Origin of the sequence: Endozoicomonas sp. ALC013 (assembly GCF_049310205.1) — a bacterium.
Lineage (GTDB): Bacteria > Pseudomonadota > Gammaproteobacteria > Pseudomonadales > Endozoicomonadaceae > Endozoicomonas.
Genome location: NZ_JBLYNS010000246.1, coordinates 1 through 4,189, shown reverse-complemented (window position 1 = coordinate 4,189; position 4,189 = coordinate 1). Strand labels below are relative to the sequence as shown.

Here is a 4,189-nt window from a genome sequence, read left to right as displayed (position 1 = left end):
GCACATCGCCAACCTGCTGTGGGCCATGGCGAAACTGGTGGACAACGGGCTGGAGCAGACACCACGGCTGAAAAGGGCCGTGGCTGCCCTGTTGCCCCACGTGAACGCACAGAAAGCTCACTTTAAACCACAGGGTATCGCCAACCTGCTGTGGGCCATGGCGAAACTGGTGGACAAAGGGCTGGAGCGGACACCAGGTCTTAACGAGGCCGTGGCCGTGCTGTTGCCCCAAGTGAACGCACAGAAAGACCAGTTTATTCATCAGCATATCGCCAACCTGCTGTGGGCCATGGCGAAACTGGTGGATAACGGGCAGGAGCACTCACCAGGGCTCTACGAGGCTGTGGTCACGCTATTGCCCCTCGTGAACGCACTGAAAGACCAATTCAATGCCCAGGGTATTGCCAACCTGCTGTGGGCCATGGCCAAACTGGGTGAACTCATTGAGCGGAACCTGGTCATCTCTACGTTCGAATCGCTTGTCTATCGAATCAGTAAGAACCTGCTGTTTTCTCAGGAAGAGATATTGATGTCTCTCTGGGGAGTAATGGTATGCTGTGCCAGGTTATCTCTAGACTCCAATGCCAATAAAAATAATGTGTTTGAAAAGCACATGGATGACCTGTTGACTCGCCTGGAAAATACATCGCCAGATAATGAAGATGATCAATCCATCATGTTCATGGCCGCAAGTTGGCTTGGCAGAGCCTGTCCGGTCGTTCGCCATTACCAGACAAACATTTCAAGAACCCAGGTCGACTTCCGCGATCAACTCCGATCATGTCTGCCCTCTTTAAAGATTGAAGAAGAAAAGAGTCTGAACTCATTACCTCCGGTTGACCTGCTACTTACAGATCACAACATTGTGATTGAAGTTCAAGGCCCCTCTCATTACGTGGGTGGTGATTTCAAAACCAGGAAGGGTTCAACTCTGCTGAAAATCGCACTGCTGCAAAAAGCAGGATTTGAGGTCATTGAAATCCCGGCTAAACGGCTTTTGAACAAAGATTTAATGAAACCATACATTGATCAAATAAAGACCAGGATAGGCATCCCGCCACAGGAGCATGGCTCTGTATCACTTAAAAGAAGGTGGGCAGATGCTGCATACGTGACTGGTGAAAAACATTTAGCAGAGCAAACCAACCCGGCAAAGAGAAAGAAAACAAACAGCCAGTAATCGCCTTCCTCCCATCATGACTCAAGTAAACTTTTCCGCAAAATGAACTTCTGAGCAGAACAGCAGTCTGCTTTTTATATTTTCATGAATTAATGAAATATAATTATGGATAGAAGTTCTGCTGGTGTCAGTGGTCAATACGCAAGATCAGGTAATGATGATAACCAACCGAATGACCGTGCCGCTTACAGGCGTGGGCGATATAGACAAGCCACAGTCAGACAGAGGGATAATACCCCACGCACAACTCCGAGGCGTAATAAAGCTTACCATTCTGCTGCCGCAGGCCCTTCTCAATATCTACTGCACCGTTCAGTAAACCCTGCTCAAAATTTTAATGCTCTCACCAAAAAGGAAATAATGGTTGGTCTGGTGAGTAAATCGGATCGTTTCGGTCATCGCTATGATGGGAGAGATCACGGCCTATATGCCAGTTCCATTAAAAAATACACGTCAGCGTCTAAAAGGCCTTTAAATCGAGTGGAACAAAGCCAGCTGATGCGTTTGCTGCAAAATTTCACAGCAACGCGGAGCTGGAATTGGCGAAGCCTGACGACGACACTCCACTCATTTACTTCAGCGGGTGTTTTTACCCCTCATAAACCCTTGGATGAGCGTGTCAGGCGTACTCAAGCTGCCTTATTGTCAACAATACTTGATGCAATAATATTCAAGTGCAACCAAAAACATGAAGCCAGCTATGTTGGTGCCCAGGAAATCGCCAACCTGCTGTGGGCTATGGCGAAACTGGTAGACAGCGGGCAGGAGCGAACACCAGGGCTCAACGCGGCTGTGGGCGCACTGTTGCCCCACGTGAACGCACAGAAAGACCAATTTATTCCTCAGCATATTGCCAACCTGCTGTGGGCCATGGCGAAACTGGTGGACAACGGGCTGGAGCGCACAGCAGAACTCAAAGAGGCTGTGGTCGTGTTGTTGCCCCACGTACACGTCCAGAAAGACCAATTTATTCCTCAGGCTATCGCCAACCTGTTGTGGGCCTTGGCGAAACTGGTGGACAACGGGCTGGAGCGGACACCTGGGCTCAACGAGGCCGTGGCCGCCCTGTTGCCCCTCGTGAACGCACAGAAAAATCAATTTACTCCTCAGCATATCACCAACCTGCTGTGGGCCATGGCGAAACTGGTGGACAATGGGCTGGAGCGGACACCTGGACTCAACGAGGCCGTGGCCGCGCTGTTGCCCCAAGTGAACGCACAGAAAGACCAGTTTAATGCCCAGGGTATCGCCAACCTGCTGTGGGCTATGGCGAAACTGGTGGACAACGGGTTGGAGCGGACACCAGAGCTCAACGAGGCCGTGGCCGCCCTGTTGCCCCTCATAAACGCACAGAAAAACCAACTTAATGCCCAGGGCATTGCCAACCTGATGTGGTCCATGGCGAAACTGGCGAACAACGGGCTGGAGCGGACACCAGGGCTCAAAGAGGCGGTGGTCACGCTGTTACCCCACGTGAGCGCACAGAAAGACCAATTTAATCCCCAGGGAATCACCAACCTGCTGTGGGCCATGGCGAAACTGGTGGACAACGGGCAGGAGCAGACACCAGAGCTCAACGAGGCCGTGGCCGCGCTGCTGCCCCATGTGAACGCACAGCAAAACCAATTTATTCCTCAGCATATCTCCAACCTGCTGTGGGCCATGGCGAAACTGGTGGACAACGGGCAGGAGCAGACACCAGAGCTCAACGAGGCTGTGGCCGCGCTGTTGCACTGCGTGAACACACAGAAAGACCAATTTAATCCCCAGGATATCGCCATCCTGCTGTGGGCCATGGCGAAACTGGTGGACAAAGGGCACGAGCAGACACCAGATCTCAACAAGGCCGTGGCCGTGCTGTTGCCCCACGTGAACGCACAGAAAGCTAACTTTACACCACAGGCAATCACCAACCTGCTGTGTGCCATGGCGAAACTGGTGGACAACGGGCAGGAGCAGACACCAGAGCTCAACGAGGCCGTGGCTGCCCTGTTGCCCCTCGTGAACGCACAGAAAAACCAACTTGATGCCCAGGGCATTGCCAACCTGCTGTGGGCCATGGCGAAACTGGTGGACAACGGGCAGGACCAAATACCAGGGCTCAAAGGGGCGGTGGTCACGCTGTTACCCCACGTGAATGCACAGAAAAACCAATTTAATGCCCAGGGAATCGTCAACCTGCTGTGGGCCATGGCGAAACTGGTGGACAACGGGCAGGAGCAGACACCAGTGCTCAACGAGGCCGTGGCCGCGCTGTTGCCCCATGTGAACGCACAGCAAAACCAATTTATTCCTCAGCATATCGCCAACCTGCTGTGGGCCATGGCGAAACTGGTGGACAACGAGCAGGAGCAGACACCAGAGCTCAAAGAGGCTGTGGCCGCGTTGTTGCCCTGCGTGAACACACAGAAAGACCAGTTTAATGCCCTGGCTATTGCCAACCTGCTGTGGGCCATGGCGAAACTGGTGGACAAAGGGCAGAAGCGGACACCAGATCTTAACAAGGCCGTGGCCGTACTGTTGCCCCATGTGAACGCACAGAAAGACCAATTTATTCCTCAGCATATTGCCAGCCTGCTGTGGGCCATGGCGAAACTGGTAGACAACGGGCTGGAGCAGACACCAGGGTTCAACGAGGCCGTGACCGCGCTGACGCCCCTCGTGAATGGACAAAAAGCTAACTTTAAACCGCAGGGTATCGCCAACCTGCTTTGGGCCATGGCAAAACTGGTGGACAACGGGCTGGAGCGGTCACCAGGTCTCAAAGAGGCCGTGGCCGCCCTGTTGCCCCTCGTGAACGCACAAAAAGCTAACTTTAAACCACAGGAAATCGCTAATCTGCTTTGGGCCATGGCGAAACTGGGTGAACTCATTGAGCTGAACGTGGTTACCTCTACGTTCGAATCGCTTCTCTATCGAATCAGTAAGAACCTTCAGTTTTCTCAGAAAGAGATATCGATGTCTCTCTGGGCATTAATGGTATGCTGTGCCAGGTTGTTTCTGGACTCC

Annotated in this window: 2 protein-coding genes; both read left to right on the top strand. The window is 52.6% G+C overall.

The genetic code is table 11. The annotated features are described in order from the left end of the window. Positions 1–1,180, top strand: a 1,180-nt coding sequence (locus ACO6V1_RS22625; protein WP_422468729.1) for an RAP domain-containing protein, incomplete at its 5' end; no start/stop codon positions are given. A gap of 105 nt (positions 1,181–1,285) precedes the next feature. After that, positions 1,286–4,189, top strand: a 2,904-nt coding sequence (locus tag ACO6V1_RS22620; protein ID WP_422468727.1) for a DUF1601 domain-containing protein, incomplete at its 3' end; no start/stop codon positions are given.